General features: G+C 50.5%; 12 protein-coding genes and 1 tRNA gene. 2 read left to right on the top strand and 11 right to left on the bottom strand.

Translation table 11 applies throughout. The features are described 5' to 3' along the window. Positions 1–82: 82 nt before the first annotated feature. From pknB to J2S36_RS05355, 6 genes are all read right to left on the bottom strand, one after another. Complete coding sequence (gene pknB, locus J2S36_RS05380) at positions 83–2014, bottom strand: Stk1 family PASTA domain-containing Ser/Thr kinase (RefSeq protein ID WP_309956295.1); 1932 nt, start codon at positions 2012–2014, stop codon at positions 83–85. Between the two features lie 128 nt (positions 2015–2142). Next, positions 2143–3576, bottom strand: coding sequence for a penicillin-binding transpeptidase domain-containing protein (locus tag J2S36_RS05375; RefSeq protein ID WP_309956294.1), 1434 nt, complete (start codon positions 3574–3576; stop codon positions 2143–2145). Beyond that, a complete protein-coding gene (locus J2S36_RS05370) occupies positions 3573–5108 on the bottom strand; it encodes an FtsW/RodA/SpoVE family cell cycle protein (protein WP_309956291.1) in 1536 nt (511 codons plus the stop codon). The genes J2S36_RS05375 and J2S36_RS05370 overlap by 4 nt, the downstream gene beginning before the upstream one ends. Continuing rightward, positions 5105–6529 carry a PP2C family protein-serine/threonine phosphatase gene (locus tag J2S36_RS05365; RefSeq protein ID WP_309956290.1) on the bottom strand — a complete coding sequence of 475 codons (1425 nt, stop codon included), beginning with the start codon at positions 6527–6529 and terminating at the stop codon, positions 5105–5107. The genes J2S36_RS05370 and J2S36_RS05365 overlap by 4 nt, the downstream gene beginning before the upstream one ends. Further along, a complete protein-coding gene (locus tag J2S36_RS05360) occupies positions 6529–7029 on the bottom strand; it encodes an FHA domain-containing protein FhaB/FipA (RefSeq protein ID WP_309956287.1) in 501 nt (166 codons plus the stop codon). The genes J2S36_RS05365 and J2S36_RS05360 overlap by 1 nt, the downstream gene beginning before the upstream one ends. Continuing rightward, positions 7026–7724 (bottom strand): FHA domain-containing protein, encoded by a 699-nt coding sequence (locus J2S36_RS05355; RefSeq protein WP_309956285.1) that lies wholly within the window; start codon positions 7722–7724, stop codon positions 7026–7028. Before J2S36_RS05355 ends, J2S36_RS05360 begins: the two co-directional genes overlap by 4 nt. Before the next feature lie 261 nt (positions 7725–7985). Between J2S36_RS05355 and J2S36_RS05350 the strand changes: the two genes are divergently transcribed. Together J2S36_RS05350 and nadE are read left to right on the top strand one after the other, a co-directional pair. After that, positions 7986–8071 (top strand) — tRNA-Leu (locus J2S36_RS05350). A gap of 88 nt (positions 8072–8159) precedes the next feature. After that, positions 8160–8975, top strand: a complete 816-nt coding sequence (gene nadE, locus J2S36_RS05345) for an NAD(+) synthase (RefSeq protein ID WP_309956283.1) — start codon at positions 8160–8162, stop codon at positions 8973–8975. Positions 8976–8985: 10 nt separating this feature from the next. Here the strand turns inward: nadE and J2S36_RS05340 are convergent, their stop codons facing one another. From J2S36_RS05340 to J2S36_RS05320, 5 genes are all read right to left on the bottom strand, one after another. After that, complete coding sequence (locus J2S36_RS05340) at positions 8986–9957, bottom strand: DUF808 domain-containing protein (protein WP_309956280.1); 972 nt, start codon at positions 9955–9957, stop codon at positions 8986–8988. A 290-nt stretch (positions 9958–10247) separates the two neighbouring features. Continuing rightward, positions 10248–10358: a methionine/alanine import family NSS transporter small subunit gene (locus J2S36_RS05335; protein WP_309956278.1), complete on the bottom strand. Its 111-nt coding sequence runs from the start codon at positions 10356–10358 to the stop codon at positions 10248–10250. Continuing rightward, positions 10355–12010, bottom strand: coding sequence for a sodium-dependent transporter (locus tag J2S36_RS05330; RefSeq protein ID WP_309956276.1), 1656 nt, complete (start codon positions 12008–12010; stop codon positions 10355–10357). The genes J2S36_RS05335 and J2S36_RS05330 overlap by 4 nt, the downstream gene beginning before the upstream one ends. A 177-nt stretch (positions 12011–12187) precedes the next feature. Then, positions 12188–12973, bottom strand: coding sequence for a trimeric intracellular cation channel family protein (locus J2S36_RS05325; RefSeq protein ID WP_309956274.1), 786 nt, complete (start codon positions 12971–12973; stop codon positions 12188–12190). A gap of 107 nt (positions 12974–13080) precedes the next feature. Beyond that, positions 13081–13983, bottom strand: coding sequence for a macro domain-containing protein (locus J2S36_RS05320; protein WP_309956272.1), 903 nt, complete (start codon positions 13981–13983; stop codon positions 13081–13083). Positions 13984–14082: the final 99 nt, after the last annotated feature.

Here is a 14082-nt window from a genome sequence, read left to right as displayed (position 1 = left end):
GTAAAATTGCCTTAATAATATCTCAGCCCTGCCGGTCTTGAACCGAGCAGGGCTGAGATATTATTAGCTGGCGCTGCTGATCTCACGGAGTGGAATTATTGCCACCGGCACCAGTGCCGTTGCCGGTACCGTCATAACCACCGTTATTGCCAGATCCACTGGAATTTTCGCCTGAATTATTATTCGGATTATCCTCAGACTCAGGATTCGGCGAAGAAGGCACTTGCGGAGCTGGTTGCGGACCATCCGAAATCACTAAAGTGATTCGCGTATTGTATGGAACCTTCCCAGCTAACGGCTCCTGACGCAGCACAGTGCCTTGCGGAGCCTCATTGTGTTCTCGATTCGAATCAAAGTTCAGCTTTAGTTGATTCAGTTCGTTCTGTGCGTTTTCGAGTGTCTTGCCCACTAAGTTCGGCAGAGAAACTTCGCCACTGGCTACAATCAGCTGTACTGCAGATCCGCGTGAGACTTTCGATCCGGCGGAAGGCTCGGTAGCAAATACAATTCCTTCTGCCGTACCCGCGTGATCATCTCGCTTTACAGTACCTATCTCAAGCCCGAGTGCTTTTAACTGCCTAATTGCCGCTTCTTCCGTCACGTTTCCGCTAGTTAAATCTGGAATCGCAACCTCACCTGCGCCAGAAGAAAAATGTACCGTCACTTCCGTGCCACGCTTTACTTCTGCCCCGACTTTCGGGTCGGAAGACACAAATAAACCAGCTGGGATTTTTGGATCTTCTACCGGCTCACCCTGCACGAATACCAGCCCAGCGTCTTCAAGCAATTGCCGTGCCCGTACCTGATTACTATCTTTCAGATTTGGCACTGCCACCACGGCTTTCTCAACAGCAGAATTCTGTGCAAAGGTAAACCAAAGCGTAGTTCCGATAGCCGCAATTACCAGGAAAATCAGGAAGGCCCATAAACCTGCACGAGATTTTTGTTCCACCTGCACTGGAGAAAGCGAATTTTGTGTATTTCCGCTGAGCGTATTTGGATCAGATATTGGACTGCCGGGGAAGATGGAAGTCGTTGGCGGTGCGGATAGGGCGGCTCCTGGAGCCACTTGCGTTACCATATCTGACGGACGCGGAGGAGTGCGGTGCGGCATTACGCGTGTTTGCCATGCGCTGATACTTGGAGCGTCAATATCCTCGCCACGAATTACCGAAAGCAAATCGGAACGCATCTGCGCCGCATCCTGATAACGATCTTCGCGCCGCTTCGCCAATGATTTCATCACTACGCGATCAAGCGCATTGGGAATATCCGAAGCAATCGTGGACGCTGGTTTTGGGGCTTCGGAAACATGCTGATAAGCCACAGAAACAGCCGAATCGCCTTGAAATGGCGGACGCCCCGTGAGCAATTCATAAAGCAGACATCCAGCTGAGTATAAATCAGAACGTGCATCTACCACTTCACCTCTCGCCTGCTCGGGAGAAAGATATTGTGCCGTACCAACCACAGAGTTGGTGGAGGTCATGGTTGCGGCAGAATCGGCTACGGCACGGGCAATTCCGAAATCCATCACCTTCACTTTACCGTCTTTGGTAAGCATGATATTTCCAGGCTTAATATCGCGATGTACGATTCCTTCATGATGTGAATACTCAAGTGCAGAAAGCACACCCACGATAATTTCCACGGCTTCTTTGATCGGCAATGCTTCGCCGCTACTCAGCAGCTTTGCGACGGTGCGCCCGCGCACATACTCCATCACGATATATGGCAGCGGCACAGACTTTCCGAGCTGATTGAGAACTTTTTCTTCGCCAGTATCATAGACAGCCACAATTGACGGATGATTCAGAGCTGCCGCTGATTGGGCTTCCCGCCGGAAACGAGCTACGAAAGTTGGGTCAGAGGCAAGATCTGAACGTAAAACTTTGATCGCGACAGTGCGCGAGAGGCGGGTATCGTAGCCAATATGTACTTGTGCCATCCCGCCGCGGCCAATCAAATCACCGACCTCATAGCGTAGCCCGAGTAACTTTGGGATATCCGTCATGATGAAAACTCCTTATGACATCTTTTCCGATATCTTGCATCAATATCTTTTTCAATCCTGCCAAATCTCAACAGGAAATAACATTCTGAAAGGTTGCGATTTCGTTACAATAAAGATTATTTCACTTATTATTTACTCCCCGCGGCATTAATCACAGCCATTCCAATCGGTGCAGCCTCACGAAAACCCCACCCGCCATTCTCAAGAAAGACGGCCACTGCCACTTTTGGATTTTCGCCAGAATCAAATCCAATAAACCATGCGTGCGGATCAATATTGGCACTGATTTCAGCAGTACCGGTTTTGCCCGCTACTTCGATCCCGGAAGCTGTGCGACTCATCCGATTAGATTTCATTACATCACCCATTATCGACTGCAGGATTTGCGCATTTTCCTGCGAAAGTGGGGTCGAAAATTCTTCCGGCGAATTTTCTTTGAGCACTTCCAAATCTGCACTAAGCACCTGATCTATCAGGTAGGGTTTCATTAATTTGCCGTCATTTGCCACGGCAGCAGCCACCATTGCCATCTGCAACGGGCTGACCTGGATATCGCGCTGCCCGAAAGAATCCATTGCCAATGCCACGGGATCAGCAGTATTTGGGAAGCGTGAAGGGCGCACATCGAGTGGGATTTGCAGCGGCTGATGGAAACCAAATTTCTCGGCTGTGGCAATCATCTTTTTTGCGCCGAGATTCATTCCGGCAATCGCGAATGGAGTATTGCAGGAAAGCTTCAGCGCAGTACGTAAATCGGCTTTTCCTGAGCCATTCCCGCAAGCGCCAGAAGTATTGGTGATTTCGATATTTGTGCCAGGAGGCGTCCAACGGGTGGGAGCTTCGAGAAGTTCCTCAGCAGTGATCCCGTTTTCGAGCATCGCTGCCGCTGTTACGATTTTGAAAACCGATCCGGGCGCGTAAAGGTCTGCGCCGATAGCGCGATTTAAGAGCGGTTTGTGTGGGTCTTTATTGAGCGTATCCCACGCATTTTTCGCAACACTGCCGTCAAGCGAAGCTAAACTGTTTGGATCAAAACCGGGTGTAGAGACGAGCGCCAGGATTTTCCCGGTGGCAGGCTCTAGGGCGATGACGGCTCCGCGCCGACCAGCCAGACCAGCAAATGCGGCTTGTTGTACACGAGGATTGATCGTGAGCGCGAGCGATCCGCCTTTTGGTGGGTTGCCAGTGAGCAACTCTTGCAATCTTTGCGAGGCGAGAGAATCCGCAGAACCGCCAAGAATTGCATTACTTGCGCGTTCTAAACCCGTCATTGACGCATAGGCGACCGAAAAATATCCGGTGAGTGCTGAATAGAGCGGACCATTTGCATATTGGCGCTGGAATTTATACGGCCCCTGAGCGGGCACAGAGTTTACAATTTCTTGCCCACCGGCGATCATTGCTCCGCGTTTCACACCAAATTCTTTATAGAGGGTTCGCACATTCCGCGAATCTGCATTCAATTTTGGGGCGGCGAAGAATTGAATATAGGTGAATGCGATCATTAACGTGAGAAACATGATCGTGATGACGAGCCCGATTCGGCGTAACGGACGGTTCATAGCTGTACCACCTCCGTCTGATATTCATGATCAAAATCTCCATCGGATGCAGTTTTTACAGCATCATTATTTTCTGCTGAATCGCTAAGGATCGTGGCAAGTTGTTCGGTAGAAAGCAGGGAAAGCGGCTGATCTTCCAAATCTACAGGGCGCCTTGCTGCGTCAGACATCCGCAGCAATAATCCAATGATGATCCAATTTGAAAGCAGCGCTGACCCGCCAAGAGCGAGGAAAGGCATTGCCAAACCAGTAAGTGGGATTACGCGGGTGATCCCGCCAACAATTAAAAATACTTGGATCGCAAGTACGGCACCAAGCCCGCCAGCAAGCAGCTTCCCGAACCCGTCACGGAGGTGAATCCCCGTCTTTAATGCGCGGAATACGATCAATAAATAAATCAAGAGAATCGCGATGGCACCTACAAGACCGAGTTCTTCGGCGAGGGAAGCGATGATCATATCGGAATTTGCAGCATAGGCACGAGTGGGATAACCCTTACCCAAACCTGTGCCAGTTAGACCACCAGAAGCCATTCCAAACCAGCCTTGCACAATTTGATATGAGCCGGCTTTAGCGTCATAAACTTCCTGATCGAAAGCATGCAGCCAGATTCTGAAACGGGCCAGGATATGCGGACGGAGCTGCACGATCACCCACACCCCGGCTGCGGAAAGGATCCCGCCAATCAAGATCCATGAAATACGCTCGGTAGAAATGTAAAGCATCACCACGAAAAGCCCAAAGACAAGCAACGCGGTACCAAAATCGTTTTCAAAAGCAAGTACGCCGAGGCTGAAAATCCAAGCCAGTAAAATCGGCGCAAAATGGCGAATTTGTGGTAGTTGTAGTCCGAGAATTTTTTTCCCGGCAAGTGCGAGATTATCACGCTGTACGACGAGATATCCGGCGAAGAAAATTACGATACAAATCTTTCCGATCTCTGCGGGCTGAAAGGAGAAACCAGCAAGCGAAATCCAGATTCGCGCCCCCTGGAATTGCCTGCCGATCCCCGGCAATATCGGCATTAACAAGAGAAAAATACCGAGGATTAGTGAAATATAAGTGAACCGCCGGAGTTTTCGATGATCGCGAATAATTACAAGAGTGGCGAGCATCGCAGTGAATCCGAGCATCCCGAGCAGCATCTGCCCGCGTACTTCGCTACTTTTCGCTCCGGCAGCGAGAAGTGAAAAATCGATTCGATGAATCATCACGAATCCAAGCCCGGTGAGTAAGACGGTACTGGGGTAAATTATGGGATCAGCCCATTTTGCAAAATAGCGAATTAGAAAGTGCCCACCAAAAATTATGCATGCGCCGATTATCGAAATGATGAGGAACCCAGACGGCGCTAAATAACTTGCTGGATCTGGAGCAAATGCGTAATCGGTAAGAAACCAACCCAATTCGAGAAATGCACACACGATAATGAGCAAACCAAATTCTTGCCGTCTTCCCGTCCGCGCAACGGGCATCCCGGGATCGCGGCGCTGTTCTGCCGTGCGGTGCGAATGTGAACTGGTGTAACTCATTCTGTTGCGGCTTTCTGATGTGTGGAAAGATTTTTTACGACTTCCCGGGCAGCGTTTAATGAATCACGGGTAATTGGAGTTTCGAGGCGAGTTTGCACAAATTCGGAAAGATCATTGATCCGCGTATCGCTGCGTTCAAGCAGGTGGCTGAGCTTGATCGGGCCAATTTCGGTAGGGATCCCGCGGTAAATTGCCACATATCCGTCAGCTGGAGCTACATAATATTTCGTCTGCGACCATGTGTAGGCAGCAAACAAACCACCAGAAACCAGAAGTAAAATCGCGAAAAAAGCAGCGATTTTCGCTCCGCGATGGCGTTTTCTTGGAATCGGTGTAGATGCCTGTGAATTAGCAAAATCTCTTTCTGGTGTGAGCAGTGCAGAATTTTCGGTTTCATGCTGCGGCAAGGCAACGGAATCCGGAGTAGGTAAGGCAATCAGCGCCGGATCGTCAGGTAAATTCACTAAGGCACTCCCGCCGATTTGCCCCGATCCGCCATCACCAGGAGTGGGGATCAATGCAGCTTGTATTGCCTGAATTTCTGCGGCGTGAAGAATTGAAATCTTTCGAGTTTCTGCTGCGCCAACGATTTGCGGCTGGGTGAATCCAATATTCTCAACCTTAGTTGTATTCGTTTCAGGGATTGGGGCTTCGCCGGTATCGTGTGAATCAGCGTTTGCAGCAGTATCAGGCACTTCGATCACGTCTACCACTACGACAGTGATATTATCTGGCGCGCCACCAGTGAGCGCGTGCCCGAGCAAAGTTTCAGCGCAATCTTCCAGATCTGCAATGCCAGCAAGCGTGGCATGGATTAATTCCATCGAGACTGGCCCATATAAGCCGTCAGAACAGAGCAGCCAGCGATCTCCCGGAATTGCTTCACGCACAGATTCATCAATCGCAATTTCCCGTTCTTCGGGGTCATCACCAAGCGCGCGCATGATCACATTTCGCTTCGGATGGGTTTTCGCCTCTTCGGCGGTAATCTGCCCAGTATCTACCAGATATTGCACAAGCGTATGATCGTGTGTGATTTGCGTGAGTTTTCCGCCGCGTAAAAGATAGGCGCGGGAATCGCCAATATGCGCCATTGCGAGTTTATTGCCGCTGCGTAACACTGCCACGCAAGTGGTGCCCATGCCGGCAAGTTCAGGATTTTTTGCAGTGCGGAGCACGAGCTCAGTATGGGCATTGTTGAGCGCCATACGTAAACGCGGTAAAAGTTCCTCTGGCTGATAGGTGCCGTCAATCTCTGCGAGATGCGCGATGGTGACGGCAGAGGCTAAATCACCGGCTGCTGCTCCACCCATCCCATCTGCCACGGCAAACAAATTAGGTGAAGCATATCCAGAATCTTGGTTATTTTTTCGCACTAACCCCACATCGGAGGCAGCAGCGAAACGTAGTTGAATCGCCATTAACGTACCTCCATAATGGTTTTTCCAATCGTTACCCGCACGCCTGGCGGTAAGGTGATCGCACCATGAACCTGCTGATCGTTCACCCAAGTACCGTTTGTAGAGCTTAAATCTTCGAGAATGACTTTCCCATCTTGCAGGTAAAAACGCGCATGCCGGGCTGAGGCGTAACCGTCATCAAGGACGAGTGCCGAATCTGGGGAACGCCCGACGATAATCGGGGAATTACTGATACGGATAGTGGTGCCGGCAAGTGCGCCTTGCAAGACGTAGAGACTTGGCGCTGCAAGTGTTTGCGGGCTTAGCTGTGCTGAGGATCCAGGCTGAGCTGCGGTATTGCTGTGGCTGATTTGCCGCTGGGCACGGGAGTTTGCGCGTTTCCGAGCTGGCAGACTTCCACCATAGACGTCATTGCGCACGGTTGCGAGTGCGAAGATGACGAAAAGCCATAGCAAAATGAGGAGCCCGAACCGAGCAATAGTTACTACTAACGCGCTCATTGCGCCTCCGGGGAAGTCCAAAACATGATTTTGGTGCGTCCAATGGTGATCGTATTGCCGTCAACCAATGTGGCGGCAGTGATTCGATGCCCCTCTACAAAGCTACCGTTGGTGGTGTCTAAATCTTTTGCAATCACGCCGTTTGGTGTTACTCGTAATTCAAGATGTTTGCGCGAAACGCCAGCATCATCAAGTACGATATCGCAGCTTGAACCGCGCCCGATAGTGGTGCGGGCACCGGCAAGAATATAACGATCAGCGCCGATTTCAATGATCGGGTTTTGATCGGAAGCAGAGGTGTAGGTAGCAGGAATGACGGCGCCGCGTTTTGCAGTGGCTGCTACGATAAACTTTCCTTTTGCGAGCGAATCGCGCTCTTCGAAGTTGATTGAAATCGGGCCGAGGAAGGTGTAGCGCTGCTCGCGCGCATGCCCTTGGGCTACTTTCGTGAGCTCTGTGATGAGCTCGGCTTCACCCCATTCAGCGATTTTGCCAAAATCGCCTGGAGTTAAAGCAATAGTGAAGGAATTCGGTACCACTATGCGTTCGCGGGTGATCGAGCTTGCACGGTCGTCCATCGCCTTTTTAATCCCAGTGGCTAATTCAACGGGCTGGAGGTTCGCAGAAAAAGCGCGTGAGAACAAGCTATTCACCGCGTTTTCTACGCCTTTTTCAAACTTTTCAAATGCGCTCATGCGCTCCGTACCTCACTTCCTCACACCAAATCTGGCGGGAGAGCGCAAATTTCTCCCGCTATCTTGGCTATTACTTCCAGATTTTACTCTATTGCATTGGAGCAAAGATAGTTTCAGGGGTGGAAATCAGGGTTTTCAGGGGTGAGTTGTGGATTTATTTTGCGTGAAGGAATACTTTGCGTGTAAGCTTTTCTCAGTTACACGACGCGATGAGCACGGTACACGGTTTTCTGTGGCAGTGCGTGAGTGGTTGGTAGCTTTGCTCGAGTGGCGGAATGGCAGACGCGCACGGTTCAGGTCCGTGTGCCCGCAAGGGCGTGGGGGTTCAACTCCCCCCTCGAGCACCAAGCAAAACTGCTGGTAGGAAACTTTCGTGAACTACCACTAGCAACATCCTCCTCCACGATAGTCGCTTGGAGGCAGTAGAATCGAGATATGTTACAGCATCAAATTATCTCCGAACTCGGCGTGAAGCCTACAGTCAATTACGAAATCGAGCTTGCACAGCGCGTCAATTTTTTGGTCGAATACTTGCAAGCTACCCGCGCAAAAGGGTATGTCTTGGGTATTTCCGGCGGTGTAGATTCCACGCTTGGCGGACGGCTTGCCCAGCTGGCTGCAGAACGTGTGCGGGCAGCAGGAGGCGCTGCCGAGTTTATCGCCGTCCGGCTTCCGCATCATATCCAACGTGACGAAGCTGATGCGCAGGCTGCTCTCGAATTTATCAATCCGGATCGGTTGATTACCTACAATATCGGCGCTACAGCTGACGCGATGGAAGCAGAATATGCGCAATCCATTGGCGTAAAAATCAGTGATTTCAATAAGGGCAATATCAAAGCTCGTTTACGCATGACTGCACAATACGCAATTGCTGGCGATCTTGGCATGCTGGTGGTCGGCACGGATCATGCAGCCGAAGCCGTCACTGGATTTTATACCAAATATGGTGACGGTGGAGCGGATCTCACTCCGCTTTCCGGCTTAAATAAACGGCAAGTGCGTGGCTTCGTGAAGTATTTAGGCGGCGGAGCGGCGCTTGTAGGTAAAGTGCCAACGGCAGATTTGCTTGACGGCAACCCTGGACGTACGGATGAGGACGAACTCGGTTTGCGCTACGACGACATTGATGACTACCTTGAAGGAAAGATCGTTCCCCCGGAAATTGCTGCGCGGATCGAGCAGTTTTTCGTGCGCTCACGGCATAAGCGCACGATGCCTGTGACCCCTTGGGAAACCTGGTGGAAATAAAATTTCTCGATCAGTGCTGCCGGCGATGAGCAGCGAGTACTGGAATTGCAAAAAGCGAACCCCAGATAAAACCACAAATCATTGAGCCGATCGTATCTGTAAGCCAGCTGAGGAACCCGCCAATTCCTGGTACGGCTGCAGGTGAATGTGCCAAGTAGTGAATGAAATCTAAAATCGGTGAGAAGCCTAAATCGGCGAAACCTTGCACTACTAGGTGCCCACCTACCCACATCATGGCAAGCGTCCCAACTACGGAGATGCAAGCCATTACCTTTGGCATCGCCTGTACTAGCCCGAATCCAAAACGATACTTGAAATCTGTCTGCTTTGAGGCGCCGTGCATCATTCGGATGCCGAAATCATCCATCTTCACCAATACGGCAACTGAACCGTAGACGAGTGCAGTGATGAGCAGCGCGGTCGCGATCATTGCCGCTACAAGCAGCCCAAAGGATTGATCTTTGATTTCGTTTAACGCAATCACCATGATCTCTGCAGAAAGAATGAAATCTGTGCGGATAGCGCCTTTCGCGAGCTGGTCTTCTGCTGCTGTGGTGTGTGTGGCACTTGCCGTGGCTGAAGTTTGCGCATCTTGATCGACGGCAGGTGTTTCTTTATGTGCACGCTGCCCAAGCAGCCATTCGATTACTTTCTCTGCGCCTTCGAAGCATAAATAGGTGCCACCGAGCATCAGCAGTGGCGTAAGCAGCCATGCTGCCCAATAGTTGATCGCCAAAACTGCCACAATGATCAGCAATTTATTGATCAAGGAGCCTTTCGCGATCCGTCCGATCACTGGCAGTTCGCGTGCTGGGTTCAAGCCTTGCACATATTGTGGGGTGACGGCAGTATCGTCTACCACTACGCCGATCGCTTTTGTGGAAGCTTTGCTGGCAGCGCCCGCAATATCGTCGAGAGATGCGGCAGCCGTTTTCGCAATTGCAGCAATATCGTCAAGAAGTGCGGCTAAACCTACAGCCATCGCAGGATCTCCTTCAAATTAAGTTTTGCGAAATTTTGCAGATGCAAAAATATCTGATTTTTGCACGAAATAAATCTACTCGCTCATTATATTCGGATCATGCTGGATCGTCTTGGTGTGGAAAGCGTTGTGCGAAAAACTGCATGTAGGCAAAAGCCGTGTGTCAGGTGAGTTGCACATGCGTAGCGCAGTTGAAAAAGATAAATGGGTTTGCGGCTCGCCATAGATCTTGACGATTCCGCAAACCCATTCGAGATATTAATGAATATGCATCTGTGTGCTGAAGAATTTTATTCAGCATATTCTTTCGTGTGTCGCATCAAGTGTACGACGGAGGTGATCAGCCCACCCCAGACTGTCACAAGGGATACTCCAAGCATTACAATCGCTGGTGTCGTCATGATAAATCCTCTCCGGCAAGTGCACGGGCGCGCTCTGCCTTGTGTGTTTCGAGAGCTTCGCGTGCTTTCTGCACTGCAGCTCGCTCTGTTGGAATTGTGGCTTCTGGATCGTGGAAGTCTACTGCTTCATATTTATCTATTGGAGTTTTCCAGCGGGCTACAGCGAACGCGAATGCCATATAGACCACTAGCGCAATCATCAGCCAACCGAACTGGTAGATAAATTCAGTTGGGTATCCACCGTATCCATCGATTAACAGTGAATAGATGGTAAGTACAAAACTGACGCCAAGCACGATCGGGGAAACTACAGCCACCAGGATGTACCACCATTTGCCGAGCTTGAATGATGAGTAGTGGTTGAGATGGTTTCGCAGGGCAGGCAGTTTCTTTGCCTGATAGCAAACTAATACGATCATGATCAGCGCGGAGGAAACGATACCGATTTCGTTGATGTACTTATCAACCACGTCAAGCGCATTTAAGCCGTTTGTGCTGGAGAAGAAAATAATGGATGCGGTGCCTGCAATACCGACAGATACAAAAGACGCTACCTTGCGGGTAAGCCCGAATTTATCCTGGAAAGCAGCAGCCGATACTTGCACGAGCGAGAGCAGGGAAGTGAAACCGGCAATTGTGAGCGACGCAAAGAAAATGAAGCCGAAAAGTGGACCGCCAGGCATCAGTGAAATCGTTTGCGGGAAAGTGACGAATGACAGAATCGGGCCAGTAATGCCTTCAATTTCGTTTAGTCCGACACCGCGTTGAGCAGCCATGTAGCCCAAAGTAGCAAATACTCCGATTCCGGCAAGAATCTCGAAAGAAGAGTTTGCAAAGCCGGTGACGAGTGCCGTAGAGGTGATATCAGACTTTTTCTTCAAATAGCTCGAATAGGTGATCATGATCCCGAAAGCTACTGAGAGTGAGAAGAAAATCTGCGAATATGCAGCAATCCAAACGGATGGGTTTGCCAAAGCTTCCCAGTTCGGGGTGAAAAGTGCCGTCAGACCTTCTGCTGCTCCTGCAAGGAAAAGTGCGCGCACTACGAGTGCCAAGAAAATTACTACGAGGAGTGGCACGAAAATCTTGTTTAGGGATTCGATCCCGCGCGTCACGCCAAGTGCAATGACGAATGCGATTCCAGCCCACACTGCAACAAGCGGCCAAAATACGCCTGGTACGATTTCGGCGTTAAACCCTGGATCTGAAACTTTCAGAAATTCTCCGGTGAAGAAAGCCATCGTATCTTCACCCCATGAGAGGTCGATCGAGAAAATCATATAGCGTGCAGCCCAAGCCAGAATCACGGCATAGTAAGCCATGATCACTAAGCAGATAAGTACATGGAACCAGCCGAGCGCTTCAAATTTATAGTTGATCCGGCGGAATACGGCTGGCGGTGAACCACGGAAACGGTGCCCCAGAGAGTAGTCGAGAAGCAGGATTGGAACACCTGCTGTCAGTAATGCCACCAAGTATGGGATTAAGAATGCTCCGCCACCGTTAGTATAAGCTATGCCTGGGAAACGCCAGATATTGCCTAAGCCGATTGCCGAGCCGACGGCAGCCATGATGAAGCCGAATTGACCAGACCATTGCTCGCGCCCGGCGGCGGTTGCCTTACCGCCACTTGAATGAGCTGTTTTAGCCATAGTGCCCTACCTTTGAAAAATCGAAAATCGCGTCGGTGATCAAATCGATCAATTCGACAATTAGTGCTGATTTGAAATCTGAAAAGATATGGCAAATTTAGGCGGAAAATTCACTTGGTGAGAATTTTGTCCATATTTTGGATAGTGTTGTGGGTGGTGGGGGCTTGCGCCGAGTTTTTACTCAGTATTCTGCTCATCATGCTGACGTTTGATTTTGCGCAGATTTCGCCGTCCGTCCTTAGCGTTTGCTGGTGGGGTGGAATGCGAATTGGTGTGGTGTAATTTCTCAGATATCCCAGCAATGCTTCCGGCGCCGATGATCCGCGGTCTGCGCAGCCTGACTTTAGTGATGTCGTAAGCGGTGGGTAGAATCCATTTGTATTTCCGGGCGAGAGAGCCAAAGACGGCGACGGAGATGATTGCCAATGCCATGCCGAGTGTGTAATGCCCCTGACGCTGGAAGAAGACCATCTGCGCAGAGGCAAAAATGGAAAATGTGGCGTAAAGCGGTGCCCCGCCGAAAACCGTCGGTACTTTATTGAGTGTGATATCGCGAATCATTCCGCCGCCGATTGCCGTCACTACACCTAGGAAAATTGCAGGGATCGGGCCAAGCCCGGCAGAAAGTCCTTTGGAAGCACCAGTAGCCGACCAGCATCCCAGGCAGAGCAGATCCCCTAAAATCATGACGGTTTGCCAGCGGCGAGAATCCAAAGGCAGGAAGAACGCGATCGTAGCCGAAAATACTACACCGCCTAAATACCAGGGGTCAGTAAGGGCGACGGGGAAACCGATGCCGAGCATCACATCGCGGAGGATTCCTCCGCCGAGTGCTGCCATCATTGCCAGAATGAAGAATCCGACGATGTCGAAACCGTATTTACGTGCGAGAGTAGCGCCAAGTAGGCCGTTTGCAATCACACCCGTCACGTCAACGATGCGAAAAATAGTTTCTGAATCCATTTGAATCCGTATCTTTCAGGAACCTGGCGGGATGAGCCGATCAAAGTCAATGAACGAATCCGAAAGCAGCGTAAAAGCTGACTGAAATTAGCAAACGTATGTTTGGATCAATCGGATACCCAAGTGGAGAGAGTGTGTGAGTAGACTTCCGAATCTACATCTGAATGCACTGAAAAGACAATCAAATCCAAGGCGTCTGGATGGATCCGCCACCATTCTTCAACTGTGTCAAGCGCAATCTTGCATGCTACATCTTTCGGGAAGCCGTTCATGCCGGTGCCGATAGCCGGGAATGCAATCGTCTTGATATCTCCCTTTTCGAGTGCGAGATTCAGTGAATTTCGATAACAATCAGCAAGTATTTGCTTGTGTTCATCAGTAAATTCGCCAGCAAAGCGCGGCATATGCGTATGAATAATATACTTCGCTGGCAGCCGATATCCGCGGGTGATCTTTGCTGACCCTGGAGTTTCCGGCTTTCCTTGTAGCTCCATGATCTTAGCTGCGTCATTCTTCAGCCACGGGCCGGCTTGTGAGTGGATCACCGAATCAAGGCAGCCGTGCAGCGGGATCGGGCAGCCGGAGAGGTCGTCAAGCGAGGTATTTACTACGGCATCTACCACCACTTCAAGGATATCGCCGCGGTAGAGCACCACATCGTTCGCGTTTACGAAATCGCAATTTGGAAGCTGATCCGAAATGCGGCGCAAATTCAATACTTCTACCCGACCGCGCTTCCCAATTTGCCGGTAGAGCAGGGTGTTGATTGCGCGTGAAGTGATTGGATCGATCGGGCTGGCCTTCCGGATTGCAAGCTCGGCAAGGAGCCAACGCAGCAAGCCGTCATCGGTCGAAAGATGAGCCATTGATGATGCGCCGGTATAATGTTTATCTTTCAATCCGGAGAGTGCCGTCATTAAAAGATCATAATTCGAGCGGCGATCATTCATCGGTGCAGGAAATTCTTCGTCTAACCGAATCGCATCGCGATAATCAGCAAGCTTGAGCATTTTCAGCCTTTCATTAAGCGGGATTTGCGGGCTTTCAGGGGAATGACTACGATCCGTGATGCGGTGAGCTGGACTCAGTTATTTGCACGACGTTTCGCA

It is taken from the genome of Arcanobacterium hippocoleae (assembly GCF_031456295.1).
GTDB lineage: Bacteria > Actinomycetota > Actinomycetes > Actinomycetales > Actinomycetaceae > Arcanobacterium_A > Arcanobacterium_A hippocoleae.
This window is presented reverse-complemented; position numbering and strand designations above follow the sequence as displayed.